16 protein-coding genes are annotated in these 25466 nt (G+C 52.0%); 11 read left to right on the forward strand and 5 right to left on the reverse strand.

The genetic code is table 11. The features are described from left to right. The first annotated feature begins 391 nt into the window (after window positions 1–391). The 11 genes from FQ179_RS04365 (at window position 392) to FQ179_RS04415 (ending at window position 18054) form a co-directional block, all read left to right on the forward strand. Window positions 392–3241, forward strand: a complete 2850-nt coding sequence (locus tag FQ179_RS04365) for a sugar ABC transporter (RefSeq protein ID WP_149396026.1) — start codon at window positions 392–394, stop codon at window positions 3239–3241. Next, complete coding sequence (locus tag FQ179_RS04370; RefSeq protein WP_149396027.1) at window positions 3234–8333, forward strand: tetratricopeptide repeat protein; 5100 nt, start codon at window positions 3234–3236, stop codon at window positions 8331–8333. Before FQ179_RS04365 ends, FQ179_RS04370 begins: the two co-directional genes overlap by 8 nt. A gap of 66 nt (window positions 8334–8399) precedes the next feature. After that, entirely contained in the window at window positions 8400–8945 is a 546-nt protein-coding gene (locus FQ179_RS04375) for a penicillin-binding protein activator LpoB (RefSeq protein ID WP_149396028.1), read from the forward strand. A 5-nt stretch (window positions 8946–8950) separates the two neighbouring features. Further along, on the forward strand, window positions 8951–10327 hold the full coding sequence (locus FQ179_RS04380) for a PelD GGDEF domain-containing protein (RefSeq protein WP_149396029.1): 1377 nt from the start codon (window positions 8951–8953) through the stop codon (window positions 10325–10327). Then, a complete protein-coding gene (locus FQ179_RS04385; RefSeq protein WP_149396030.1) occupies window positions 10320–11327 on the forward strand; it encodes a type IV pilus biogenesis/stability protein PilW in 1008 nt (335 codons plus the stop codon). Before FQ179_RS04380 ends, FQ179_RS04385 begins: the two co-directional genes overlap by 8 nt. Window position 11328: 1 nt before the next feature. Next, window positions 11329–12882, forward strand: coding sequence for a GT4 family glycosyltransferase PelF (gene pelF, locus FQ179_RS04390; protein WP_149396031.1), 1554 nt, complete (start codon window positions 11329–11331; stop codon window positions 12880–12882). A 10-nt stretch (window positions 12883–12892) separates the two neighbouring features. Further along, window positions 12893–14269 carry an exopolysaccharide Pel transporter PelG gene (pelG, locus tag FQ179_RS04395; RefSeq protein ID WP_149396032.1) on the forward strand — a complete coding sequence of 459 codons (1377 nt, stop codon included), beginning with the start codon at window positions 12893–12895 and terminating at the stop codon, window positions 14267–14269. Between the two features lie 85 nt (window positions 14270–14354). Then, window positions 14355–15164: an endo alpha-1,4 polygalactosaminidase gene (locus FQ179_RS04400; RefSeq protein WP_255474830.1), complete on the forward strand. Its 810-nt coding sequence runs from the start codon at window positions 14355–14357 to the stop codon at window positions 15162–15164. A gap of 201 nt (window positions 15165–15365) precedes the next feature. Next, on the forward strand, window positions 15366–16403 hold the full coding sequence (galE, locus tag FQ179_RS04405; RefSeq protein ID WP_149396034.1) for a UDP-glucose 4-epimerase GalE: 1038 nt from the start codon (window positions 15366–15368) through the stop codon (window positions 16401–16403). 613 nt (window positions 16404–17016) lie between these two features. Beyond that, window positions 17017–17463 (forward strand): RNA polymerase-binding protein DksA, encoded by a 447-nt coding sequence (gene dksA, locus FQ179_RS04410; RefSeq protein WP_149396035.1) that lies wholly within the window; start codon window positions 17017–17019, stop codon window positions 17461–17463. A 390-nt stretch (window positions 17464–17853) separates the two neighbouring features. Then, complete coding sequence (locus FQ179_RS04415) at window positions 17854–18054, forward strand: heavy-metal-associated domain-containing protein (RefSeq protein WP_149396036.1); 201 nt, start codon at window positions 17854–17856, stop codon at window positions 18052–18054. 93 nt (window positions 18055–18147) lie between these two features. Here FQ179_RS04415 and FQ179_RS04420 read toward each other — a convergent pair whose 3' ends face one another. The 5 genes from FQ179_RS04420 to pgaA all read right to left on the reverse strand — a co-directional run bounded on the left by FQ179_RS04420 (window position 18148) and on the right by pgaA (window position 25357). Beyond that, window positions 18148–18969 carry a response regulator transcription factor gene (locus tag FQ179_RS04420; protein WP_149396037.1) on the reverse strand — a complete coding sequence of 274 codons (822 nt, stop codon included), beginning with the start codon at window positions 18967–18969 and terminating at the stop codon, window positions 18148–18150. Window positions 18970–19092: 123 nt separating this feature from the next. Further along, complete coding sequence (locus FQ179_RS04425) at window positions 19093–19584, reverse strand: PgaD family protein (protein ID WP_149396038.1); 492 nt, start codon at window positions 19582–19584, stop codon at window positions 19093–19095. Then, window positions 19581–20909 (reverse strand): poly-beta-1,6-N-acetyl-D-glucosamine synthase, encoded by a 1329-nt coding sequence (gene pgaC / locus FQ179_RS04430; RefSeq protein ID WP_149396039.1) that lies wholly within the window; start codon window positions 20907–20909, stop codon window positions 19581–19583. The genes FQ179_RS04425 and pgaC overlap by 4 nt, the downstream gene beginning before the upstream one ends. Continuing rightward, the gene (gene pgaB, locus FQ179_RS04435) at window positions 20906–22936 is read right to left on the reverse strand and encodes a poly-beta-1,6-N-acetyl-D-glucosamine N-deacetylase PgaB (RefSeq protein WP_149396040.1); all 2031 of its coding nucleotides are present in this window, start codon (window positions 22934–22936) and stop codon (window positions 20906–20908) included. The genes pgaC and pgaB overlap by 4 nt, the downstream gene beginning before the upstream one ends. Before the next feature lie 9 nt (window positions 22937–22945). Then, entirely contained in the window at window positions 22946–25357 is a 2412-nt protein-coding gene (pgaA, locus tag FQ179_RS04440; RefSeq protein ID WP_149396041.1) for a poly-beta-1,6 N-acetyl-D-glucosamine export porin PgaA, read from the reverse strand. Between the last annotated feature and the right edge of the window lie 109 nt (window positions 25358–25466).

A 25466-nucleotide genomic window follows, 5' to 3' on the forward strand; every position in this document is an offset into this window, starting at 1 on the left:
TTAAGCGTGTTCGAATTGGGGTTGTTTTATTGCAGCGAACCCGTATTGCTTTGTTTTCGAGCAAACACTTACTTTCAGTGATATCAAAACACAAGTCTATAAGTTGTTGTTTTTAAAGCTATAAATAATTTTTCTAAATGTGAGTGGAATTATTAATTGGTGACAGAAGCAGTTTAACGTGGCACACTTTCATCAAGTTGACTGCGACTTTTCAGATCTCCTCAATGCGTTGTTGATTGCGGATCTTTCCATGCTGTGGCGTCTCATGCCGCAAGTGTGTCTTGAACTACGGCGAAACCTCTATGCGTCTGCATTTTGGTGGTTCAAGCAAGAGCACAAACCTTTTTGATTTCCACGATGTCAGGCATGTGGTGAACCATGGGTATGGAAAATGATTAAAGTATTTACTAAAACTTACAATGGTCAATGCACGGTCCGGAAATGCCAACAATTCGCGTCGGTGCATACGGTTTATGCGACGCTGCGCGGCATTGCCGTCACTACACTTCTGGCACTCGCGGGACTGCTTCTCGGTCAATCACTCGCCTATTCTGCTGACCTAGCCACAGCCTTCTCAGCGCAAAGCCCGAACATCGCGTTTTATTATCAAAGCGACTTGCCTGTCGATGAGCTGCAGATGTTCGATGCGGTCGTCATTGATCCGGCGCGGGCAACGCTGCCGCCCATTCAGTCAGCGCCTCATACCGTCTGGCTCGCACGCCTTGATTTGAAGTCGTTTGTGCGCGGGTCTTCGTCGGACGCAAACGCCTTCGTGCAGCACGTTGTTGCTCCCCTGTGGGCTAAGGGATACCGCGGTTTTCTCCTGGATGATTCTGCTGCGTTCGACGCCAGGGTGGGTGACGCTGACAACCGCATCGGCGCATTGTTGTTGGCTATCAGGTCGATGTACCCTGATGCGCGTCTGATATTGCGCAATCACCTGGCCTTGGCTCAAGCTCATGCCGCCGATCTGTACGCGCTGGCGCTCGACTCCGTGTATCACACACGCTTCGGTAGTGGCTACGGCGGTGCGACTGTGCCGGCTCCAGAAGTGCTGCGTGCAGAGGCGCTGACCATTATCAAGAGAATTCAGCGTCAGCATGCTTTGCCTGTCGTGGCTCTCGACTATTGTGCAGTGGGCGATCAGGTGTGTCGGAGGCAGGCAGTAAATCAGATTAGCGCGGACGGTCTCACGCCCTATGTAACATCGCGCGATATGGGAGCAGTTGGCGTTGGCCGCATTGAGGTGATGCCACGCAAGATACTAATGGTGCAGTCGCCGAGCAAGGGTTCGTCCCTTGATTTGAGTGTCGGCGTCTATGACCTGTCAATGCCGTTGAACTATCTTGGTTACGATGTTCAATATGTTGATCTGAACGAAGGGCTGCCCAGCCATGTAACGAATGATCGCTATGCCGGGATTGTTGTGGCCATTGGGAGCCCGGTGCAGCGTGCAGGAGTGTGGCGCGAATGGCTGTTAGCTCGCGTGCAAGAAGGCATGCGAATTGCGGTATTGGGTCAATTCGGTTTCCCTATGGATAGTCAGGCAGCTCGCATATTGGGTCTGGACATTGTCCCGGGCACAATAGCGCTTGACACGACACCGCAGATTGTTAGCAAGGATGCGACGATAGGTTTTGAGATCATGCCTGCGCCGGACGCACTTGCAGCGGTTGGTATACGAGTAAGTAGCAGTGGCCATTCGTGGCTGCGCCTGAAAGCGGGTGGTTACGTATATGATGCTGCGGGTCTTATGCCGTGGGGTGCGTACGCGCTGCAGCCCTTCGTTCTGGTCAGCATCAATGCCTCGGGCGGATATCGCTGGGTCGTTCAGCCTATAGATTTTTTCAGGCAAGCATTGGCGTTGCCCGACATGCCAGTTCCAGACTTGACTTCGGAAAATGGACGCCGCCTGTTGTTTACCCATGTGGACGGCGATGGCTTTGCCTCCAGGGGAGAGTTTGCGGGCGGGCGTGAGCAGTACAGCGGCCAGATTCTTTATACGCAAATTTTTTCAAAATACGCGATTCCGATGTCTATATCGGTTATAGAGGGCGAGATTGGCGCGCACGGTATGTATTCTAAGCTCACCACTTCGTTGGAGCCTATCGCACGCAAGATATTTGCTCTACCCAATGTAGAGATCGCCAGCCATACATTTTCGCATCCGTTTTTTCTAAATGAGATTGATAACACGACAGGCCGCCGAGTACGTAAAAATAACAGCATGACGAAGAGCAGCGATGAGGTGTTCGCCATGAAGATACCGAGCTATAAGTTCGATCTTGATCGCGAAATCAGTGGCTCGATTGACTATATCAATCAAAAACTTGCTCCTCCGGGTAAGTCTGTGGTGGCTCTGTTTTGGCCTGGCGATGCCGCTGCGCCCGCCATTGCCTTGCAAAAGGTGGCCAAGGCGGGGGTGTTGAATATTAATGGTGGCGATACCGTCATTACCGACACGGCGAGCAGCTGGACCAATATTGCACCCTATGGCGTAGCCAAGGGGGATCTTGCTGGCGAGTATCAGGTGTACGCGGGCGCAATGAACGAGAATATGTACACCAACGACTGGCTAGGCCCTTATTACGGATTCCGACGCGTGCTTGAGACGTTTGAGATGACGAATAAGCCGATACGGTTCAAGCCTATCGATGTTTACTATCATTTTTATTCCGGTACCAAGCAGGCCTCTTTAACGGCGCTCCGCACCGTTTTTGATGCGGTGCTCAAACAGCCAGTGATGCCCATCTATACGACGGATTACATCAAACGGGCCATGCAGTGGCGCCATGTTGGTGTGGCGCGCGCTGGTGATCGCTGGTTAGTACGGTCCGGTCCTGATCTGCGCCAACTGCGTTGGCCAGGGAAGGGTGTGCCCGATTTGGCCACTTCAGCAGGGGTGGCTGGCTATCTCCCGGGGCCGGGCGGCTTGTATATCCATATGGGAAGCGATGAAGCCACATTTACCATGAGTGCAGCACCCCGTAACGATGTGCCCTATATTGCCGAGGCATCGAGTTTTGTCCGTCAATTTAGCCGCAGGGGTCGTACTATGCGGTTCGAGGCCGGTGGCTACACCAAACCTTTTGTCCAGTTTGCAAACGCTGCGCACTGTCGGTTCAGTGTGGATGGCAGGGCAGGGAAAAATAACAGTACTGCCGGAGCATTCAGGCTGGATATCAAAGGTGAGTTGGCTCAGCCCGTTTCTTATCATTTGATCGAGGTGGATTGTGAGTAAGAAACGTGAACAGCTATTTCCTTTATGGATGCCCTCTCTGATTGCGCTGATCTTGGTCATTGCCCTGGCTACCGATTATCCTCGCGAAGGCATGCAGGCTCGCAGTCTTTCTTCACACGCGCCCTCCGAGCTGTCAGTCGCTTACCTTGAGGCTTGGCTGCGGGTGGAGCCCAATTCTCCGGAGTATCTGGAGTCTCTGGGAGATCAGTACCTACAGCTCGGCCGTTGGAAATCTGCCATACAAACTGCGCAAAAGCTTGAGAGCCTAGATGGGAGCCACATCAACCAGCAAAGGGCGCTCATGCTGGAAATCAAGGCCGTGGAGCAGCTGGCCTACGAGCAGCCTTCTGGCGATAACGCGCGCAAAGCGTTGATGAGCACGCTTAAGTTGGCTCTGGAGCGCAGTGAGCAGTATCAGTGGGATGTGCTTAAGATGCAGTCGCTGGCGAAGACCGCGGCTCAGGTAGGTGATTCTGCATTAATGGGCAGATACTATGCAAAGCTCGCTGCTGCAGACGCAGTTAATGCATCGCACTGGCAACAGTTGCTGGCACAGGCAGCCTTGGCGCAGCAAGATTATGATGCGTCTGCCAGGGCGTATTTTGCAGCCTATGACGCTGCAAGTGCCATCGACCTTAAGCGCCACTATTTCATTGCTGCGCTCAAAGTGCTTGTATCAAATAATCAGACTGCACGAGCATGCGATGAGGCAGCCCAACGTTTGGATACGCTATCCAAAGACCCCGAAACCTTACGCTATCTAATCGACTTGGCACGTCAGGCAAGTCGGGTGGATCTGGTGACGCGCTACGCTCGTGCTCTGCTCGACAGCGCAGAGGTCGCTGGCACAGACGTCAAAAATGATCACGCTCATCGCAAGAATGTGCAACGACCGTCACTGTATGAACAAGGTCGTTACCGTGGAGTAGGCGCGAGGCCTCTCGCGTCCTATGACCCCAAAATACGCGTACCTCGTTTAACGGCCTATCTGTATGCGAGCGATAAGCCTCGGTGGGTTCGGGCTGCTGCAGAAACGGCAACGGATATGGCAGCGCGATATGAACTCGTCTTCAATGCTTTCGTTGAAAGCAATCAGCTTGATGACGCGGAGAAGGTGGCACAAAAGGCGCTGGACGCAGGGCTGGACACAGCGTTGTGGTCACATCGGCTAGCCAAGGTGGCTGTATGGAATAACCATCCGCAGATAGCGCTTGGAGCGTGGCTCACATTGGCCCGAGCATCGGATGATACCGTCGCTTGGGGAGCAGTTTTGAAGCTTGCGCCCCAACTGGATGATTCCGAAGCATATCTGGAGGCATGGAAAAAAATAGCTGCGGGCACAACGAGCACTGGTTCCGATTTTGAGCACGGCAAGAGCGCCTTGTTCACGGAATATATGAAAATCGGTCATTGGAATTCTGCACTGAACATGGCCGATCAGCTCAGTCAATCGGATGATGCTGCTGTACGTCAGCGTGGATTATTGATGCGGGCGCAGGCGACCGAACAATTGGCTTATCAGTTTTCAGAACAAGATCCTCGCCGTGCTGCAGGTATTGTCCGTTTTAACGATGCCATCAATGACGCGGCCAACTACGAATGGGATGTGCCGACCTTGAAGTGGCTCGCACAAAAAGCGCGCGAACTTGGCGACCGTGAGGTCATGGTCGGTTTTTATCAGAAGCTGGCGCTTTTGGAACCTGATCAGACGTCGAAGTGGCAGGGCCTGCTGGGTGATGTCGCAGCGGAGCAGCAATCTTATGAAGCTGCCGCGCAGGCGTATTTTGCGGCGCAGCAGGCAGCCTCGACGCTTGATGAGAAGCGACATTATTTCTTGATGGCTATTAAAATTCTGGTGGCAGGTGATCAGGTTGACCGGGCGTGCTCGGAGGGCGAGCAGCACGTCGGCGAGCTCGAGCAAGATCCAGAAACCTTGCGTTTCCTGCTCAACACAGCGCGTCAGGCAAACCGTCAATCGTTAATGGCTCGCTATGCGCGCGCTCTCATTGCGGTGCCACCTAAAGGCTCACACAGCGGTTATTTTCCAAAGGTCAGGCATCCTAAGCTTCAAGTTCAAGGACTACTCCCTGAAAAAATTATTTATCGCGACGGCCTGGCGGGCGCGCTTGCTTTGGCACAACAGCGCGGCGCACGCATTCATCTGATCGCCACCAGAAATCCTCGTACCAGCACCCCATCCGCTCAGAGAAGCGAAGATTATGAGTCAGCATATGCGGCGTTTGTTGATAGTAAGTTGCTTGATGAGGCTGAAGCTCTGGCTGAGAGGGCGTTAGCCGAAAACATGGATGTGCTCATCTGGGCCCCCCGAGTGGCGCAGGTTGCACAGTGGAATAATCAACCGAAAAAGGCCCTGAAATACTGGCTGCAGTACGCTCAGGCGTCGGGCAATCAGAATGCCTGGGCTACCGTGCTTAAGCTTGCAATGCAACTTGACGATAACCTGGCATACCTGCTGGCTCTGCAGCAAAAGGCAAGTCGTGTCCCCTCAGACATGACCATTCTGGATGAGCTGGTGCAAACGTACGAAAAGCTGGGACGGCCTGAGTCTGCCATGTCTTATCTGAAAGCGCACGCCCGTGGCGCTTTGCGGCAACCGATGTTAGAACGTTATGCCGCTGTGGCAGAGCGGTCGGGCCACGATGAAGTAGCACTGAAAACGTACACGACATTGCTGGCCGAGCACCCCATGCATTCCCTCTATGCTATGCATATCGCCAGTCTGCACTATGAGCAAGGAAATCTGGCTAGCGCGTTGGCAGCTTTACGTCGTGTAAGCGGTAAAGCAGACGATAGACCCGAAACCGCGCCGTACTGGAGCTTGTACGGTCAGCTGGCTCAGCTCACCAACAATAAAAAAGAGGCGGAGCTGGCCTATAAACATTTGTTGGCCACGGGAAAGGCAGATGTTTCAGATTTAGACACGATGACATATTTCTATGAGGGGCATCCTATCGACGCGGGCCGCATCGCCGAGATGTCGTATCGCAAAGACGGGTCTAAGCACGCGCTTGAAGCGGCGTTGACGTTTTATACCCAGGCTGACGCGTTTCCGCGTGTCCAGAAATTATTGGACGAACTTACGCTTGAACAGCGCGTGATATTCGAACGTTCAGTCAGTTTGCTTAGCGCTCGTGCAGAATACTATCTGAAGACCGGACAGTGGAAGGCTGCACTCGAGGATTATCAACATGCAGTCCGCTTGCCCGGGGCGGGTGACCAGACCAAGATTGCGTACCTGTGGGCGCTCGTCGACTTTGGTACCGATGCTGCACTGCGATTGGCAGTGCAGCAGTGGCGCCCCGCTGCGCTGATCAATTCAGGCTACTGGGGGGCTTTCGCAGCAGCGCAGATGCGCTTGAACAACCCTGCTGAGGCGGTGCAGTTTCTGCGCTTGCAGTATCGACAATCCAGACAAGATCCTTTGTGGCTGATGACGTTGGCAGATGCGGAAGCGGCGGCTGGCCGCACCGAGCTTGCATGGAGCTACCGCCGTGAGGCATTTTCTATCCTTGAGAAGAAAGCGGCAGCGATGCAGCCCACACTTAATTCGTCGACATCAGCGACTACACCTGAGCGCCTTGATCTGGGCGCTGCGCGAATCGCGTTGAGCCAGATATTCGCAAACGGCGATGTGTCGCGAGATCTGCTGGTTCATCTGCTCAGGCAAGATGGACGCTCGCCTCAGAGTGTCGCATTGGCGAATTCCATACTGGCCAACACGGCTGGATTGCCGTCCGTCGAAGATGTAATGGTCGGAACGACGACAACACCGTCCTCAGTGGTCAGCAATAAGCGTGTGCTCGACGAGGCCGCGAAATCGGTTGTGCTGGCCTGGGCCGTAAGTGGGGAGCATAACGAGCTGGCACGCGCCTGGCTGGCACGTGAATACGCGAACCGTCTGCTGCAGCCCCCAGATGCGGCAGCCACTCTGGCCCTCGCAGCCAATGACATGGCTGAAATTGGCCGCCAGCTGGAAATTCAAGGGGGAGCCGGTATCCCTGTGGAAACCCGTATCCCGGCATTGATGCGTACAGGTCAGACTGGTGCCGCAGAAACACTCGCTTTTCAGGCAGCACAAGGTGCTCCGGAGAACGACGCGATCAACGATTTGATGGCTGAGACATTGCTACGAGATCGTCCAGCATGGGGCGTTGATACCTTTTGGTCTGACTCAAAGCCTCTTAAGTATATTCAGACCACTGTAGCCGGCGGCCTCAAATTGACAGGACGTCTTGGCCTCGGTTTTGAAGCCGTCCAGCGCAATCAACGCAGTACCAACGAGGTGGACATGCCGTGGGTGCCTGCGTTTGATCGCGAATATAGCCTGGCATTGCATGACACAACAATCGATCGTGATCTGGCAGTGAAACTCGGCTACCGGGACGCCATGGCGTCGTTCGTTCCGTTGAGCCTAAGTGGCGAGTTCAATCGCCAGGGACCGTTTATCGTCAGCGTCATGCTGGGTGTCAACCAGTTCACGGATCTCACACCACAATTGCAGGTGGGTGCAGTTCAGGACGTGCTTCGACTAGGTGTGCAATGGAATCCCGAGTCTCGCTGGTTTCTGGGCGCTGCGGTCGACGTAAACCGCCTTTATTCGCAGAGTTCGACGTTTCACGATCGTACTTATATCGGTCGGGGGGTGCATATGGATGCAGCTCTGGGCTATCGCATTCGCTCCGCGTACCCGGACTGGAGTGTCCGCCTCACCATGGCGCACGGCACGTATCACGCCAGTGATCGAACGGTCGGATCCATGGCCGCTTTGTTTCCAGGTGGCACGGCCCCGCTGGCGTCCGAGTTGATACCCCAAAATTTTACCCAGTACGGTTTGATGGTTGCCTTGGGGAACTCAGATAAGACGACTTACGATCGCACCTGGCGGCCATTCATGGATGCGGGAATGGTGCATGACAACCATGACGGGTGGGGGCCGCAGATTCTGGTCGGGTTAGGCGGGCCTATTGTTGGGCGTGATCGGCTGCAGTTCCACGTACTGTATGAAAAATCGACTCAAGGATCCAGCCAACGCACGATGCAAGTGGGTTTGTCGTATCGAATGTTGTATTGAGCAGGAAAGTGCGTCAAAAGCACTTCCTGGGTAGAAGCATTATTAAATAACAACCGGAGTGACAAAATGAAAATTCTTGAATTCGGAAAACGATATAAATGGGGCGCGTTGCTCTTGGTAGCGGTTTTGTCGGCATGTACATCGATGGCAGTCGGGACTGCTCCCCCAATGGTCGGCGCAGACAGCCTGGTTGTTCTGCCCATCGCCAATTACACAGAAACGCCAGATGCTGGTCATCGCGCACAGAGTATTGCGCAGAGTATTCTGCAGCAGCGAGGATTCCGCACGCTGCAAGAGTATCCACGCTCAGGCGACGCAGATCTTCTGGCAGGCAATCAGTCGGATCAGGCTAAGAAACAGGCAATTGATTGGGCTCGGAGTGTAGGCGCACGGTATGCGCTGACAGGCTCGGTGCAGGAGTGGCGCTACAAGGTTGGTCTGGATGGAGAGCCTGCGGTTGGTCTGACATTCAATCTGTTGGATGTGGACAGTGGCGCAATTATCTGGAGTGCAACAGGCAGCCGCAGCGGCTGGAGCCGCTCTAGTCTGGCAGGTGTAGGTCAGACGTTAATCCAGCAGCTACTGGCGCCTTTGGTAGTACAAAAAGGCTAGGGCTCGTGCAACCACTTATATCTGAAGATAAGTCGCAAGCTCGACGCAAGTTGGATCGTCCATCTGGTGCACGAGGCTGGAAACACCTCATGCGTCTGGAGGGCGCCCGGCCGATTGCTGTAATAGAAACTATCGTCGGAATGACAGTTGTGTTTGGAGTGTGCTATCTGTTTCAGCCAGCGGATCCATTGCTCCTCAGTATGGGTTTTCCATGGATCTGGCTGGCTGCAACAGTATTTGCCTTGCGCTATGGTGCGCTTCTCGGCGTGCTTGCGGGGCTGTGCATTGTGTTGGCGTGGTTATTGTTTTACGGTCCGGGCGCGGCAGGAGAGTTGCCGCCCATATCGTTTGTTGGTGGCCTGGTGCAACTAATTCTCGTGGGGCATTTCTCCGATCTCTGGACAAGTCGTGTTGCTCGAGAGTTAACTGTAAATGAATATCTCGCCGGTCGTCTGGCGGCCATTACCAATAACCATTATTTGCTACGCATCTCGCATGAGCGCCTTGAAAAAGACCTGCTTGCCAAGCCTTCAACATTGCGCGATGCACTAGGACACCTACGCGGACTGGCCGCGTCTGACGGCCAGTGTGATGGCTTGCCTAATATGCAAGCCATGCTCGAGTACGTTGCGCTAAGTTGTCAGATCGGCGAAGCAGGTGTGTTTCCCGTCACAGGCAAGAGCTTGTCATCCGAATCGGTAGCCTGTATCGGTGAACGATTCCAATTAGATGCGCAGGATCCGCTGGTTCACGAGTGTATTGCCACTCAGGCCCTGGTGCACTTTCGCCAACTCGACGGGCTGGACAGCGCATACCTGGCATGTGTACCAGTGCTGTTTTCCGGAGAGCGGCTCGCGGGTGTGCTGATCGTGCGCAGAATGCCATTTTTGTCGTTAAATTTTGATAACCTGCAATTATTGTTGGTATTGATCAACTACTACGCAGACGGGATTGAGCAGCACGTGTTGGTAGACCCCGTGCAGCAGCTTGTGCCGATGTGTCCCGAAGATTTTGCGTTGGAACTCGGGCGTTTGGCACGCATGCGGCGCGTGAGTGGCGTGCAATCCTCTCTGGTGGCACTGGTCATTCCACGCGGCCCGGTCGGAGACTCGCTGTTTGATCAACTGATTCATTTTCACCGCGCTCTGGATATCTCCTGGTCGTTTGCGACGGAGTCGGCTCAAGTAAGTGTGGCCCTGCTGCCTCTGGCAGACCAGAATGACGTTGAAGGGTACCTATTCCGTATTGAGAGTGCCTTCAAAAGCCGGTTCAACACCGACTTTGTCCAGGCACAAATCGCGTCTTACCGCTCGGATATAGATCCGAATAATCCAGGCGAGGGGCTGCTGCAATTTCTATTGCTCTGTGGATATCATGTTTGATGCGCTGACTAAGTATATTTTGGGTGCTGCGGCTATCTCGTTGCAGGGTTTGGCCGTATATACGATTTTGCAGCCGATTAGCATCGTTGACCCTATGCTCGGGTTCTTTTTCTGGCAGGTTCTTGCTGCATTCATGATGGCTTGGTTTGTGCTGGCGGTGCAATCTCGTCGATATCACCGCTTGGGGGGGATGGCCTTTGCCCACGTATTCGTCATGTGCCTGCTATTGCCTGTTGGTGGGCTCGTGCTGTTTATGAGCCTCATCCTTACGGCTGTGGTGTTTCCTTCTGTGCGCAGACCGGCCGAATTTACGTTGGTGGAGAACCCGACCTTTGTGACTTATTTGATTGCCCGGGTAAGGCACGGAATGGGTGCGCGTTTGCGTGCGCGCCTGGAAAACCCCCTTGTGCCCATGGACGATCGATTGTCAGCCATGGCGGCATTTCGGTCTTTACCTCCTCATTTTACGGGTAGCGTATTGCAGAATCTGCTGTCAGACAAGACGGAGGAGATCCGTTTATTAGCTTACGGTATTTTTGATACGGCTGAAAAAGTCATCATGCAGGAAGTGGTTCTGGCGCGGGAAAAAATAGCCCACGCGACCACCTCTGCCGAGCTGGCGGGCGCAAATAGCCGACTGGCCGAACTGCACTGGGAATTAATCTATCAGAATTTTGTGCGGGGTGAGATGCGTGGCCATACGTTAAAGCGCGTAGAGCAATATGCGCAGGAGGCGCTGGAGCTCAATAGCCGTGACGCCAACATGTGGTACTTGCTTGGGCGTTGCGCCTTACTCAAAGAGAGTGCAGACGAAGCAGAGACTTTTTTCTCGAGAGCACAGCGCAATCAGTTTCCCTCTGGGCGCCTTCTTCCGTGGATGGCTGAGGCTGCATTTTTGCGTGGCGAGTATACGAAGATTCCAGAGATGCTGGCCCCATTGAGTCACAGTGGAACGGCGTCATCCATATTGAAGCCTGTTGTGCGTTATTGGACGACCTAATATGGATCTTAGTCGTTCCGCTGCCTCTGCCGATATTGCTTTATTGCTCGAAGGCACATTTCCGTATGTGTCAGGTGGCGTAGGCGCGTGGGTCAGTCAGATTATTCAGGCCTTTCCCGAGCACACTTTCGCCATTGTTTTTCTGGGAGGGCGTCGCGAAGATTACGGCGCGCCACATTACGAGCTGCCGGCCAATGTTGTGCATTTCGAGGAGCATTACATCCATGAACCGCCCGTTTTGAGTTCGGTTCGCGGCGTGACTGGCAAGCGTGAGGTCTACGAGCGTGTTGCTGCGATGCATGATAGTTTGCGCACAGGTAAGGATATGGGTGTAGTGGGCAGGCTGTTGCGCAACATGATTCCTATGATGACTGGCAACGGCGATCTGAGCGAGCAGCAATTTATGCATAGCAAGCGTTCCTGGGACTTTATCACCCAAGAGTATGAGAAATACTGCACAGATCCGTCATTTACCGATTATTTCTGGACAGTTCGCATCATTCATAAGCCGATATGGCAGTTGGTGCGAATTTGTGAAAACCTGATCCCAGCCAAGGTTTATCACACTGTGTCGACAGGCTACGCCGGCTTCTTGGGTGCCTTGCTGCAGTTGCGTACGAATCGTCCTTTGTTGGTGTCGGAGCATGGCATCTACACTAAGGAGCGAAAGATAGATCTTTTGCAAAGCCAGTGGATACGAGATAACCGCGGCATGTTTGAGAAAGACATTTCCCAGGTCAGCTATTTTCAGGATATGTGGATCCGATTTTTCCAGGCAATGGGCAGCATCTGCTATGAGAGCGCAAGCGACATCGTCGCTCTGTTCGAAGGCAATCGCCAGCGCCAATTATCCGACGGTGCTCCTGAGGCCAAGACCCATGTCATTCCTAATGGCATCTCGATTGCCAAGTTCGCGCCTCTGCGCAGCCAGCGTACGGAGGAAATTCCTCTCGTCGTGGCGCTCATTGGGCGAGTGGTGCCGATCAAGGATATCAAGACCTTCATCCGGGCCATATTCATTGCCAACCGTAAACTACCCAATGTACAGGGCTGGATTATCGGCCCTGAAACCGAGGATGGCGAGTACGCACGTGAGTGTCATGAATTGCAGGTGAGTCTTGGTATGCATGAGTCTGTCAAGTTTCTCGGATTTAAAAAAATCGATGCACTGTTACCTCAAGTTGGCCTGGTCGCGCTCACGTCCATTAGTGAAGGATTGCCGCTGGTTGTGCTAGAAGCCTTTGCTGCGGGCGTGCCTGTTGTCACCACCGATGTTGGTTCCTGTCGTGAATTGATAGAGGGTGTAGATGCTGCGGACAGGGCGCTGGGTGCGGCAGGCTCTGTTGTGCAGATCGCCAATCCCGAATCGTTTGCGGATGCCATAGTTGATTTGCTGAGTTCTCCCGAACAATGGTATGCGGCCCAGGCGGCCGGGATTGCGCGCGTTGAGCGTTACTACACCGATACCCTGATGGAAGAAAGCTATAGCGGTTTATACCGCAAGTTGCTGTTCGGTCCTTCAGAAGATATCAAGCCAGGAGTTGCAGGATCTTGAGGAGCACATCATGTCAGGGGTAGGCATCACACTGCGCAAAAGAGCTCGGCGAGGCAGCCTGAGCACCGAATTGTCTGCCTATGCCTATGCGGGCATGATCAGTGCGGGCCCACTGATCTTGTCGATTACCGGGATTCTGCTGATCGGTATCTTAAGCTTGCCCGAGATGGCACACCCGGAGCAACTGGTGCAGTTTCAGGTATCGGCAACCTATCTGACTGCGCTGAGCCTGATTGCGACAGGGCCTTTTCAACTCTCTTTTACCCGCTTTATCTCTGATCGGCTCTACAAGCGGCAGTTCAGCCGCGTGCTGTCGAATTTTAACGGGGTCACGTTGGTGGCAACGGTAGTAACGGGGCTGCTGGGTGTGGTGGCTATGCTCACGGTTTTCAAAGACGAATCCTTGATGTACAGAGTGCTGATGTTGCTTGGGTTCGTCACGCTCAGCAATATATGGATAGGTGTCACCTTTCTTACCAGCGTCAAGCAATACCATGCGGTCTTCCTGTTCTTCTTTGTGGGCTATGTGGTTGCAGTCACTCTTGCGATCAGGCTCAATGGCTATGGCTTGGAGGGCTTGCTGGCAGGCTTCGTAATAGGCCATGTGATCATATTGCTTGCGCTTATCAGTCTCGTAAATTACAAGTTTCGCTCAGATCGGTACATATCGATGGATGTTTTTGACCGGCGGGCTTTTTACGTCAGCCTGGCCCTCATCGGCTTTTTGTTTAATCTCGGTGTGTGGCTGGATAAGTTCGTGTTCTGGTATTCCGCCACCGGGCAGAAAGTTATAGGTTCTTTGCATGCGTCTGTGATCTACGACATTCCGATATTTATTGCATATCTGTGCATTATTCCTGGGATGGCGGTGCTGTTTTATCGGCTAGAGACGAGTTTTGTGGGAGATCAACGCCAGTTCTTTGATGCAGTCCGTTTCGGTGGAACCCTTCAAGAAATACGTTATGCTCATGATGCGATGGTACGCAGTGCCAGGGCCGCGCTTTATGAAGTTTTAAAGGTGCAGACCATTGTGGTGCTATTGATCTTTGCCTTTGGCGGAAAATTGCTGGGGTTGCTGGGCATTTCCGTACTTTATTTACCCCTATTGCATATCGACGTCATCGGGGTCAGTCTGCAAATCTTGTTTCTGGGCATATTAAATATATTTTTTTATATTGATCGCCGCAACTCCGTGCTGAGTCTGACAGCGCTCTTTGTGGTCTTGAATGGGTCACTGACTTGGTTTACTTTGCAAGTGGGGCCAAACTTATACGGGTACGGCTTTGCGGGCTCGCTGCTCATCGTTGTGCTAATCGCCATGTATATGTTGAATCGAAGCTTTGGTTTGCTCGAGTATCAGACATATATGCTGCAGTCCAACTCCTGAACCTATGCGCACTTCTTTTACTTCTTCTAGCCGGCGTCACTTCTGCCAGCGCTGTTTTGGTGGGTTGGCAATTGCACTGGTAGGTATGACGTCATGCGCCCGGTGCGCGTATGCACGAAGTTCTCCTGCACTGCGTAATATCGCCTTTTTCTATGGAAACACCCCCGACTTTTCTGAATTGGAAAAGTATCAGTTTGTCGTACTTGAACCCAGTGGCCAATTTAAGCTTCCCACGAACAGAGGGCAGGGCACGCATTGGCTCGCGTACGTTAGTGTGGGTGAAGTAACATCCTTGCGAGATTATTATTCGGCAATGCCAAAAAACTGGGTAGTTGGGCGCAATACCGAATGGGGCTCCGAGTTGATCGACCAGGGCGCGCCGGGCTGGCCTGTGTTTTTTGCCGAACGCGTGATTGCACCGCTCGTGCAGAGTGGCTATCGCGGATTCTTTTTTGATACGTTGGATTCTTATCAGCTCTTTGCTACAGACGAGAAGACAAGACTAAGAAATCAACGTGGGTTGATCGCGGTTATTCGCGAAGTCAATAAACATTTTCCGTCCGCGAAAATAATTTTGAATCGCGGCTTTGAGCTATTGCCCCAGATCCACGATCAGGTCTACGCGGTCGCGTTTGAATCGTTGTTCAAAGGCTGGAGCGAAGCACGTGGCATGTACGTCGATGTGCCTCAGGATGATCGTTCGTGGCTGCTGGATCGCGCCCGTATAGTTAAGCGTAACTATGGTTTGCCTGTTATTGCCATTGACTATTGTGCGCCCGCTGACAAACAATGCGCGCACGACGTAGTGCGCCGCATACGCGGCGATGGGCTAATACCGTATGTAAGCGACGGGCATCTGTTAACTATCAACCTTGCAGCCTTGTCCAAAGACTGATAACGCGTGTCGCCTTGCGCGGAGTAACGGACAGGCTAGGGCGGTTGTGCTTCCGGCCATTAGTCGTCATGCGTTAACATCCGAACAAAACCTGTTATTTAACATCTTTATCTATCAATTTTTTATTGTTGTATTCCCCGTCCTTTAATCGCTAAAGAACATAGACCAAAGAACATAGATATTTAGTACAGGAATTTAAGCATGATCACAGAGAAAGAAACTGTATTGGTGACAGGCGGCGCTGGGTTTATTGGCAGTCACACCACAGTTGCCTTGCAAGAAGCTGGATACCGCGTGCTTATCCTCGATAACCTGTGCAACAGTGATGTTGCCGTGTTGGATGCAATCGCCGAGATTACCGGTGAGGCACCTGGCTTCATCGAAGGAGACATTCGAGATCGAGCTCTGCTTGATGAGGTTTTTGCCAACCATCGTATTGATGCCGTAATGCACTTTGCAGGGCTGAAGGCCGTAGGTGAATCGAGCGCCGAACCGCTGTCGTACTATGACAATAATGTAAATGGCAGCCTGCAGCTGCTTCAGGCTATGCAAAGGGCCAGTGTTCGCACCATCGTATTCTCGTCATCAGCAACCGTATATGGCGAGCCGCAGTCGCTTCCGCTAACCGAGTCCCACCCTCGATCCGCCACCAACCCCTATGGACACACGAAGTTGGTGGTAGAAGAAATGCTCGAGAGTCTACATGCCAGCGAAGCAGGGTGGCGTGTGGCGCGTTTACGGTACTTCAATCCCATTGGTGCTCACGGCAGCGGACGGATCGGAGAGGCACCGCAGGGAACACCAAATAATTTGTTGCCCTATGTCGCCCAAGTTGCAACAGGCAGGCGAACTGAGGTGCAAGTATTTGGTGCAGATTACGACACGCCCGACGGCACAGGTGTGCGCGATTACATACATGTTCTTGATCTGGCCGACGGGCATGTTGCAGCGCTCGCGTACTGCAGGCGTACTCACAATGAATTGCTGACCGTTAATCTGGGTACAGGAAAAGGGCATTCAGTGCTTGAAATGATCGCAGCATTTGAGCAAGCCAGCGGCAAACAGGTTCCATATAAAATCGTCGCGAGACGGCCTGGTGATATTGCACAATGTTGGGCCGATACAGAGAAAGCCTATCGTCTGTTGGGATGGCGTGCTTCACGCACCTTATCCGAAATGTGTGAAGACGCATGGCGTTGGGAGCAAAGTCGCGGTGGTGTCGAAGCGGCTGGCAAATGAGTTAATCTTCATGGCTCGCTCGGCAAGTTCTTTTGGTGCTGTGAGAGTGCCTTCTATCCAATGCGTTACGGCACCGTTCCTATAGGCTCGCGCGTAGGCGGCATGGTTGATACCATAGTTGACCCAAGGCCTGAGTGCGCGATAGAGGCGATGCAGGCTGCAACTGCGGTGTCTTGTGGGCATACGACCGGTACGCCCGTCGGCCTGAAAAACGCTTTTCAGTGTTTGGAGTCCCCGTTTTGCGCGCTATTACAGGGTATCGCTCACTAGCCAAACAAGAGTGCAATTTGAACGGCTTTTCGGAGAATCGAAATTGATCGCGGTTGGGACCGTTTACCGCTCGTCATTCAACTGTGATCGGAAGAGCGTCGCCTGTAATGTGTATCTTTTTAAACGCCGAGGCTTCAAAGCAAAAGATTTCAATATTTCGCTAATGCGGGGTGAAAAGTGTCGCCTAGACATTGCGCTGGAACTGTTCTCGCCAGTAACGGAGCAGTCTCGCTCGTGCTATCCTGATTCTATCGACCACGCATGCGTATCAGAAAACGCAAGTTGAAGTCGTGACACTTGATTACTCATCGTCGCGCTAACTTGAAGGAAATGGGGAATCATCATGGCAAAAGAGACAAGAACAGCTGGTAAACAAATCCATTTGCCAACGGAAGAACAGCTATTGGCGATGTCTCCTTCTGAGTATATGAATTCAGCGCAACTCGCGTTCTTCCAACATCGCTTGCAGGAGCTGGAGCGAGAGATTCATAACAACACAGATAAGACCACCGAAACCTTGCGTGGTACGGAGTTTGTATCAGATCCAAGCGATCGTGCCACTATCGAAGAAGCATACGGAGTGGAATTTCGAACACGAGATCGTGAACTTAAACTGCTTATCAAGATACGGCAGGCGTTGGGCCGCATAGAGTCTGGCGACTATGGGTGGTGCGACGAAACCGGAGAGCCAATCGGCCTTGGCCGTTTGCTAGCACGTCCGACCGCTACCTTAACGCTAGAAGCACAAGAACGGCGAGAATTACGACAGAAGTCTTACGAAGATCGATAAGCATTCGTTGTCCATGTGCACTATAGTAAACAGCGTTCATATAGCCTGAGCGAAAATAATTTATATGATCGCAATTGATCGCTTTTAGAGCCGCTGTATATGACCTGGTCCTGTGGATTAGATGTTTAACGACTTAATCGGCAAAAACATGCCGATGTAGTGAACCAAATTGCTGAGAAAGTAAATATTTAGTTCTTTATTAGAAATCTGACGTTCTAAAGCGAAGCTGTCGCCCAAGAAATTTCTTCAAGATTGAACGAACGATTGGACTCGCCGCTGCTCTGGCTCTCAATTCGTGGCTTAGAATGAGTTTTATGGCTTCGACCAACTTGACGGCGTGATGATGGAAGGGTTAGCAATGCGAGGGGTGTGCTTGCCTAGGAGAATAAAATGATTGAGTTCGAAGTCAAAAACATGACGTGTGAGCATTGCGTAGAGACGATAACCCGTGCAGTCAAAGAAACGATTCCTCAAGCGACTGTTCATATTGATCTACGTCAGCATGTAGTCCGCATCGAAGGAACCTCCGACACAGAGGCCATCCATCGCGTCATTCGAGAGGTTGGATATACGCCTACACTCAAACAATAAGTGAAAGTCGAAATATTGATTTGTTTCAGCGCCGGCTCGTACTGGACACTGCTGAGCAAAAAGGAAGTCAAGGATTGCCTTAAAGCGGAGTTGTCAGACTTTCTTGCTTGCCGACGCCTTCTTTTCTTCTAGAACGGGAGCGTCAGCTTCATCAGAGAACGGGGCACTAGTCTGTGTAGCGTTAGGTAGTACATGTTGGGCGTACTCCAACGCCGAGGTCATATTCGGCCATCCCAGAGAGGCTCCGCGTTCCACTGCTATATATACGGCTTCATTTCGACTATGGACATTCAGTCGCTGATAAAGCGATTCTGTGTGAGCTCTGGTGGTTGCCACCGAGATGTGCAAGTGCTGGCTTACCAGTTTTATAGGGTAGCCACGAGCAAGTAGAACGAGCACCTCATACTGACGGGGTGTGACCCCTAAAATTTCGCATTCAATGGAGACACAACTAAGTTTAGTTGACATCACGGCTCGCACAGCTCCCGACGATACGTCTGCATCCAGGCGTCGTTTAGACTCAGTTTTGTGCTGTGACAATGGAAAACACCTGCCACCCGCCAACACCAATCTGACGGAAGCTTCGAGTATCGCGGGCACAGCATGCCGCGCAAGATACCCCGCCACAGGCGCTGGCAAGGTCTGAACCCACTGCGGCATTGTTTCATCGTCCGACAATAATAATATTGAAGTGGGTGAGAACGCGCTGCAGATGTCGGGAATTAGGCGATGCAGGTTTTTGAATGTGGTTATAGAAAGCACCAATATCGCGCACTCAGCGCCTTCTGGTCGTACGTCAAAGATGGATGAGTAGTCTGTACTTTGCAAGACGTATTCTGTGCGCAGGCTTGATAGCGCCTGCACGATACCTAGTCGCAACAGCGGATGTGGCTCGACAATTTGAATGGATCTCATGAGTTACCTTTTTTAAAAAAGGTGATATATCCGGAAACACTGTGCGATAGTTTTTATTCAAATTAGTATGGCCTATTATTATTCGATGCAAGTCCCAAGTAGCTATGGAAATTTTCGTGGCCATCATGAGGCGCTAAGTGGCCACGCTACTTCGACATCGAGTTGCGCCTCGCCCGTGCCCAGCTGGTCTGTTTCAAACCGATCAATCTCGCCATCCATCAAGTGATGGACAACTGTCACACGGCTGTTCTCCACTTCGTGTAATTGATAGTCAGATACGTGAAATTGATTCGTGCGATTATCTAGTAATATGACACGTTGGTTAATTCGGGGCCAGAAATGCCGTGAAAGTGGCTTCCGGTAGTGGCCCCACAATGCAACGAGTACCGCGTTGCCGCATCCCGCAATAAGATACAGGCTAAGTATGTCAGCTGTTGGGCCCAAAGAGCCAGCTACATTGTCTATGTTCAAAATGCTTCTTGCACCGTAAGTGTCAAACACGCCTTGTCCTATTAGAAAGACAAACCCAATCCAGCCTGCAGTGGTAAGGGTAAAGTCTATGACATAGCCCAGAGGTGTACGTTTTGTAAAAATAATTAACGATTTATTGTTCATGGCAATTCCTTAATCCCTCGATCGGGGCTTGTCCACCGGGCCCGACGTCGGCGTATTCTCAACATAACTTTGGGAAAGCCCCAGATAACCGTTGTAAAACTAATGAGCCAGTATGCAAATGGATACCAAACCACCCAGAAGAGCGAGCGAGACAAGCCTGGCTCATAGCGACGGTCGATTACGATACTGACCATGAACTGCACCAGGCACATTACTGCCAGCACCATACCCGTGAAAGATGGCGGCATTAAAACGCGTACACGTATGTCTTCTGGTAGGACGATAAATTGATCAAGTGCCCAAAGGCCTATTGACAGCGCGAGCGCAAAGGCCCATGCGATAGAAAGAAAGTAGTCGAGCATCAAAGGCCATAGGCGGGAGTATTTCCACTTCCATATCGTTGGCAGATTTTTCAGAAACACCTCTGCGCCACCCTGGGCCCAACGTAGACGTTGCTTAAACAGGCCAGACAATGTCTCTGGCATCAGAATCCAGCATAAAGCGCGTGGTTCATATAGCACACTCCAACGTCGACGCTGAAGCTTCCATGTGATGTCAATATCTTCGGTGATCATGTCCAGACTCCAGTACGCAGCCTCTGCGACTGCCTGGCGCCGAAAGGCCGTGCACACTCCTGATACCGTAAAAACTTGCCCATAAACACGTTGTGTACGCTTGATCAGGCCAATTATTGATGAAAACTCACCTACCTGAATGCGACCAATTAACGTAGAACGGGTGCGTACTCGTGGGTTACCCGTAACAGCACCTACCCGCTCATGATTTACTAGTGGCTCAACTAAATAATTGACGGCGTGTGGCGCCAGCATGGCATCACCGTCAATGCATACTAGATACTCACTGCGGGCCACCAACGCGCCCATTCTCAATGCCATTGCCTTGCCCTGATTAATAGCCAAGTGCACCACACGCAGCCGAGGATGAACCATGGCTAAACGGTCAAAAAGCTGACGGGAATCGTCCGTAGAACCATCGTTGATGACGATGACTTCAATATTTGGATAGTGCTGATTAAGCGCCGCCATTATCGTCTGCTCGCCGTTGGCTCCTTCGTTGTGACACGGGATAAGTATGCTAACCAAAGGATGGTCGACAAGCGTGGGAGGTATGTCGCTGGGCCAGGTCCACTTTCTCTCCCAGTGCACCCAGAAATAAATACCGCCTGCGATCCAGATACCCGACATGAAGAGAGGATAGAAGAATACATAGCTAAGCAGCATGTCACTGGTGAGTGACAGCAGTAGCCCCACTGGAGCACCTAGCGCCGCGCACAAAATAAGAAAGGCAATCAATCGATCGGTCATCGTATCGGGTACCAGGAATTCGAGATCGCAGGCCGGATAATTTTCAGCTTTGGATGGTCCTGCACAAAATCATCCGGGTAATATCCGAAACTTTTGGCGCCGCGCAACTGCATGCGTTTCAGCCACGTGGCCAGCACTGCGGAGTCAATAGGCTTATTGTCTGTGTCGTTATGGCGTCTGCCCCAGTCGGTGGCCTGGATTTCGAAAATTGTTTTGTCCATGGCCCCCGGATGTGTAGCCACGGCATCGACCAACCTATCGAGCCATGCGCCGGCCTGAGCCATAGGTATTTTTTCCATCAATGGCATAGCCATAGGCGCGGTCCAATCATACGAGGCCAGGAAATTATCGAAATTCTGCGCATACCACTGTTCGCTTTCGGGATCCAGAATTGGTTGCGCGAAAATATTTCGGGCCGTCTTGATTTCTTTCCCACGGATTCGTTGCACGTGTCGTGTGATCTCGAGGGTAAAGGCGGTCAGGGCCTCGGTCTTAAATTGCGTCCAGCGCCATAAGGTATCTGGATTTGCGCGCAAAACTTGTAAGTCGGGTGTAAACCCTGCGGCTTTGTATGCGGCCAACGCATGAGGGCTGGCATCCTCAAAGTCAGTAAGCACAGCATCATCATGGTACAGAATACCGTCGAAATTAGACGTTCGTGATAGGTCTTCATACAGTCGGATAATGGCTTTGCGCGCAGCCGGGTCGAAAGGGGAAAGGCGGCGATAATAATCGGGGTCCGAGTAGGTTGTGCCTGTGTCAGGATTCCAGCGCATGACGCGATCTATGTTGGAGTCCAAGTCGAAACTCAATACTGGTAGCCAAGCATAAACGTTGACGTGGGCACGCGTCATAAGCTGCCAAGCTGCGCGATTGAATAGGTCGGCCCGCATAGGAATGACGCTGTTTGGAAAATATACCGACTTGACCAAACCGTTTCCATCTGGGTCTGCAAACGCCTGCAAAAACACTGTATTGATCTGCATATCAGCAATTCGTTGAACCAGCTCCCCAAGGTTGCGCTCCATCTGTGCAGGATCCGCATCGTATACATAGTCGAGGTCTACTTGGGCAACACGCAGTGTGGGTTTTTCCGCGATATGGGTAAGATAATTGGCAAATGCAGTGATGCTAGGATCATTGGAGATAAGCAGACGGGGGGTATGCATGAGGTCATCTACCGATGCCAGCCCGTCATCAAGCGTGAGCGCTACCGAATAGCCATTCTTAGCGATAATTTCAAGCGCTTCTCCAGAGACCGCGCCATACGGCCACACCCATACTCTGGGATGCTTTCCAGTTACTTCGATTAATTTATTCGTGATGGTTTTTACATCATGAGTGATGCGTGCTTCGAATTGCGCCTGTGTTTCGTACATTCCGGTCTGAGCATCATAAATGCGTGTGTTGGCGGCAGGCTGTGTGTTGCCCTGCGGATTTGCAGGCACACCATAATGAAGGTTGTAACTATGGGACCCCACCTCAACAAGACCTGATCGTGACATTTCGGCAATCTCTTTCCAGGTTAGAAATTGGTCGCGCGGTCTCTTGTTGTCTCCATACGCAACCGTTTGGTCCGCTGGCGTGTCGATCCATGCTCCTACCGGTGCAAGTACTGCGGGCCAGTCGTAAGACTTCAAAAGTGGGAAAACCGTTGTGTAGAAGCTGCGATATCCATCGTCGAAGCTGAGCAAAATAGCTTTTTTGGGTAGCTGCTTGCCACCTTGTTTTGCAGCGAGTATTTGATCAATTGAAATGGGGTGATAGTCATTTGCCTTCAACCACGCGAATTGTTCCCGCAGCTTAGATGACGTTACGCTCATGAACCTTTGATCGGGTGCGTCGTCCTCGACCTCATGGTAGGCTAGCGCCCGAAAGGTATTTGGAGGTGCAGTGGCCCCCACACTTACAGCTCCGCGCGCTGCGGGTGGAACAAACTTGGGCGCATTTGACGCACAGGCAACTAGCGTGATCATGGCAATTAACCCAGTGGCAAGACGAAATAACGTTTGGCAAGTCAATTGCATAATCACTTCCTAAAAACGCAGATTCATGTCAAACATGATTTGGATGTCACGTTCACGTATGCCGTCATAAGGACGGCTAGTTACGTTGACAACCGCCCCAACATCGAAGACATCGTTTGTTCGGTAACGCAAGCCATATCCTAAGGACACGACCGCCGCAGTTCCATAACCTTTTTGGGCATAGGCGCCAGCCCCAGCCGTGAAGGTCTGCACCACAGAGTCTTGATAGCGTTGGTAAAGACTGTGAGACAAGCGAAGGGAGGGCATGACGAACAGATCAGAACGTGGGTTGAAATAATTTGCTTCAATTTGGGAATTGCGTGAGCTCGAAAGCTCAAACAAAAGGTCAGCCTTGAAGGTGGGCGAGACATAAAGCTGTTGGCGCCCAGTTATGGTGGCAGCGAGCCGCTTGTTCCCATCTGTAAAGCGTGAGGGGGTCAGGTTTGCTGACCATTCACTGGTCTCGTCTGAGTGCCATCTGACGCTGAACCCTAGTGAGTTTGAGTAAACGTTGGCCAACAGGGCGCGTAGCGGAGTGTCTCGAGAAAGCAGCTCGCCTGTTGCGCCAAGTTGCCAATGATCATTCAGGTCATAAGTGGCGCTTGCGCGTAATCCGAGCTTGATGCCGTACCCATAATCGTTTGTTGATGCTTCTGCTTCCGCAGTGATACCACGAGATCGCCATTCTGCGCCTGCTCGCTGCCAGCGATAATGCGCTTTTCCTTCTTGAAATTTTCCCTCGGCATACCCTGCACCAGCAAAAGCTCTCCAGTTGTAATGAATGGGTGCCGAGTAAAGTACAGTATCTATCCCCATATCGCCATTGCCTGATACTGGGCTACCTGAGGAGATGCCGCGATAGCCCGCTACCCTAAGTTCTTGTTTGGTGTGCACATCCCAGTCGCGCTTTAGGCGCAATGCCTGCTGATTTTCTGGAAATCGGGTGTTTGTGTCTTGCATTAACGATTCTGCTTGTTGCCATTCTTGCAGATCGAGCGCAGTTGAACCTTGCCCCAGTTCTACCTCCAGGGCGCGGGGCGAGAGCGTTTCGGCTAGCTTCAGTTCACGTTCGGCCTTGCGAGGTTTTTGTTGACTCCGATACCCCGAAGCCAGCGCGGTATGCAACGACGTATTATTGGGCGCGTTGGACACCATTGCCTCGAGTTGAGTCACAGCCAGTTTTGCATCACTGGTGTACAGGTTAGCCAGAGCGGATGTCTTCATTAAGTCCACTTTCTTTTCATTTGGCTGTCTAATCGGCTGGCCTTTCAGAAGAAGCCAATCGGGCTCCGCATCGATTGCCGCCTGGAGCAAATCACTAGCCTCACGATAGTGACCGCTTTCAAGTAGCGCGTAGTACATACCAATGCTTCGGTCTGCTTCTAGTTGTTTATCGGTGCTTGCGCCTTTACTATTTATTTGAGCCGTATAAATCTCAACCGCCTTTTCAGGCTTTCGCAGATACAGGTAGGCGTCGGCGACATCGCCTAAAGCGTAGCTAGGTACTTCTATTCCTTCTGCCTGCATGGACTCGTACTCTTGAACAACATCCGCCATTCGCATTCTTGCGTGAAGTGCTTGCAGTCGGTCGGTGCGCATACGCAAATCAGCAGCGTCTGAGGCCGGGATACCACCCTGCGAGATACCAAGGAGCTTGTCGTATTTATCGATAGCCTCATCCGCAACCAGAAATCGGTTACTTTCGTCCTGGCTTGCCAAAGGTGCAAAACGTGTCAGCTCAGCGGCTTCATCGGCTTCTAGCATCTGAAGTTCGGCGGCGCTGACTAGTTCGGGGTGTTCCCGCGCAACGCGAAGGGCAGGTCCATATAGCCTGGCTGCGCGCAGGCTATTTAGGTACTCTCGAGTGACGTACGCTTTCTTGGGCGCCATTGTATGAGCGCGGGTCGTTAGTGCGAGCGCTTGGCTTACATCTTGTTGTTTTTGATAGGCATAAGCGAGCGCCAATTCGATGTCGGCCGTGTCAGACCGTTGTTCGGTCAACGACTTACCAATGGAAAGGGCTTCGTCTGAACGTCCGGCATCTACGAGAGTTTTGATTTCCCCCACTATGAACCTTGCTTGTTCGGGGTAAAGCTTGCGTCCTTCTCGATAGTGGGCAATACCTGCATCCCACTGTTTCAGATCTCGGTAGGCTGCCGCGACGTCGGCCTGCACATCAGCAGGAAGTGGACGTGGCGAAGATTTAATCACTTCATAAGCTGTAATCACCTCACTGGGAGATGCGGCCCATGAGGCGATAAGAATATGATCGTAAGCAGCACGCAGGTTTTGTGGATTCAGTCTTTGCTGATCACGGAGCATTTCCAAGGCCGGTTTAAAATTGCCCGCACGCGCCTGGAGAATTTTTGCGTCGTACTCTTGTCGGGTGAGCGCCTGCGATTGGCAACTTAGCAAGCCCATGATTACGCTGCTGATGCAGACGTATGCAGTTTTTCCTAACATTTTACGTCAGACTGCCCTGACCAGGTGCAGCCATAAGCATGGACATTTCCTCCCATCGGTTTACTCC

The organism is Pusillimonas sp. ANT_WB101 (assembly GCF_008369125.1).
GTDB lineage: Bacteria > Pseudomonadota > Gammaproteobacteria > Burkholderiales > Burkholderiaceae_B > Allopusillimonas.

What these genes read in the sequence shown, in the direction of transcription:
- FQ179_RS04365 (WP_149396026.1), top strand. Translation starts at nt 392, where the DNA reads ATGATTAAAGTATTTACTAAAACTTACAATGGTCAATGCACGGTCCGG.
- FQ179_RS04375 (WP_149396028.1), top strand. Translation starts at nt 8,400, where the DNA reads ATGAAAATTCTTGAATTCGGAAAACGATATAAATGGGGCGCGTTGCTC.
- FQ179_RS04385 (WP_149396030.1), top strand. Translation starts at nt 10,320, where the DNA reads ATGTTTGATGCGCTGACTAAGTATATTTTGGGTGCTGCGGCTATCTCG.
- pelF (WP_149396031.1), top strand. Translation starts at nt 11,329, where the DNA reads ATGGATCTTAGTCGTTCCGCTGCCTCTGCCGATATTGCTTTATTGCTC.
- pelG (WP_149396032.1), top strand. Translation starts at nt 12,893, where the DNA reads ATGTCAGGGGTAGGCATCACACTGCGCAAAAGAGCTCGGCGAGGCAGC.
- FQ179_RS04400 (WP_255474830.1), top strand. Translation starts at nt 14,355, where the DNA reads ATGACGTCATGCGCCCGGTGCGCGTATGCACGAAGTTCTCCTGCACTG.
- galE (WP_149396034.1), top strand. Translation starts at nt 15,366, where the DNA reads ATGATCACAGAGAAAGAAACTGTATTGGTGACAGGCGGCGCTGGGTTT.
- dksA (WP_149396035.1), top strand. Translation starts at nt 17,017, where the DNA reads ATGGCAAAAGAGACAAGAACAGCTGGTAAACAAATCCATTTGCCAACG.
- FQ179_RS04415 (WP_149396036.1), top strand. Translation starts at nt 17,854, where the DNA reads ATGATTGAGTTCGAAGTCAAAAACATGACGTGTGAGCATTGCGTAGAG.
- FQ179_RS04420 (WP_149396037.1), bottom strand. Translation starts at nt 18,969, where the DNA reads ATGAGATCCATTCAAATTGTCGAGCCACATCCGCTGTTGCGACTAGGT.
- FQ179_RS04425 (WP_149396038.1), bottom strand. Translation starts at nt 19,584, where the DNA reads ATGAACAATAAATCGTTAATTATTTTTACAAAACGTACACCTCTGGGC.
- pgaC (WP_149396039.1), bottom strand. Translation starts at nt 20,909, where the DNA reads ATGACCGATCGATTGATTGCCTTTCTTATTTTGTGCGCGGCGCTAGGT.
- pgaB (WP_149396040.1), bottom strand. Translation starts at nt 22,936, where the DNA reads ATGCAATTGACTTGCCAAACGTTATTTCGTCTTGCCACTGGGTTAATT.
- pgaA (WP_149396041.1), bottom strand. Translation starts at nt 25,357, where the DNA reads ATGGGCTTGCTAAGTTGCCAATCGCAGGCGCTCACCCGACAAGAGTAC.